The following is a 1,324-nucleotide window of genomic DNA, read 5'->3' as shown; positions in this document are numbered from 1 at the left end:
AGAGTATAGGCAATCTAGCTCCGCAAGGTGCTTTTTATAAGGAGGAAAAAAGTATGAGCAATGCAGCGATTTCTGTAAAAGAGTTAAAAAAATCCTTTAAAGACAAGGAAGTCTTAAAGGGGGTGGATTTTGAGGTGCGGCGTGGCGAAATTTTCGCACTGCTGGGCTCAAATGGAGCGGGCAAGACGACGACGGTCAACATCCTCTCGACGCTGATGAGGCCCGATGGCGGCGAAGTAGGTATTTGTGGCTTTGACGTCCAGCGTCAACCGGATCATGTTCGCCAGAACATCAGCCTGACAGGGCAGTTCGCAGCTTTAGACGGCATGCTCACCGGGCGGGAAAACCTGATGATGATCGCCAAGTTGCGGGGAGTTTCCAATCCTGCTCAAGTCGCTGACAATCTGCTTGCAAGATTTAGCCTGACCGATGCGGCCAACCGCCGGGCGGACAAATATTCCGGCGGGATGAAGCGCCGGCTTGACATCGCCATGAGCCTGATCGGGACGCCAGCAGTCATTTTTCTCGACGAACCGACGACAGGGCTTGATCCCGAAGCGCGGATTGAAGTTTGGGATACCGTCAAGGAGCTTGCCGGCGGTGGCACAACCATCTTGCTGACAACCCAGTACCTGGAGGAAGCCGAACAACTGGCGGACCGTATCGCTATCCTGCATGGCGGAAAAATTATCACGACTGGTACCCTTACTGAACTCAAAGAGATGTTCCCGCCAGCGAAAGTGGAGTATATCGAGAAGCAGCCGACATTGGAGGAAATTTTCCTCGCGATCATCGGCAAAAAGGAGGAGATGTAAATGAAAAGCAAAACAGGGGTATTACTAGGGCGTTTAATGCGGAACATCATGCGCAGCCCGGATACGATTATCACGGTGGCGATTACGCCGATTATGATGATGCTGCTGTTTGTCTACGTATTTGGCGGCGCCATAGAGACAGGAACGGACAACTACGTCAATTATTTATTGCCGGGAATCTTGCTGATGGCTATCGCATCCGGTGTCGCTTACACTTCACTGCGGCTGTTTACGGATGTAAAGAGTGGGCTGATGGCGCGTTTCATTACCATGCCCATCAAGCGCTCGTCGGTATTGTGGGCTCACGTGTTGACCTCACTTGTTTCCAATGCGCTTACTATTGTGGTGGTTATCCTCGTCGCCCTCTTGATGGGCTTCCGTTCCAGCGCTGATATCCTGGATTGGCTCGCGGTAGCTGGGATACTCGGGCTGTTTACGCTGGCGCTGACATGGCTGGCTGTCATTCCCGGATTGACAGCGAAGTCTATGGAAGGGGCGACAGCCTACTC

General features: G+C 52.5%; 2 protein-coding genes. Both read left to right on the top strand.

Annotation, left to right across the window (positions count from 1 at the left end):
• Positions 1-53 precede the first annotated feature (53 nt).
• Positions 54-815: an ABC transporter ATP-binding protein gene (locus ORL93_RS30750; protein ID WP_098136252.1), complete on the top strand. Its 762-nt coding sequence runs from the start codon at positions 54-56 to the stop codon at positions 813-815.
• Positions 816-1,324 (top strand): ABC transporter permease (locus ORL93_RS30745; protein WP_265960341.1); only part of this gene is annotated, 509 nt, incomplete at its 3' end. It abuts the gene before it with no gap.

The sequence above is a fragment of the Bacillus sp. DHT2 genome, assembly GCF_026241455.1.
Lineage (GTDB): Bacteria > Bacillota > Bacilli > Bacillales > Bacillaceae_G > Bacillus_A > Bacillus_A pseudomycoides.
Note: the sequence above shows the minus strand (reverse complement) of the source record. Positions and strands in the feature narration are given on the sequence as shown.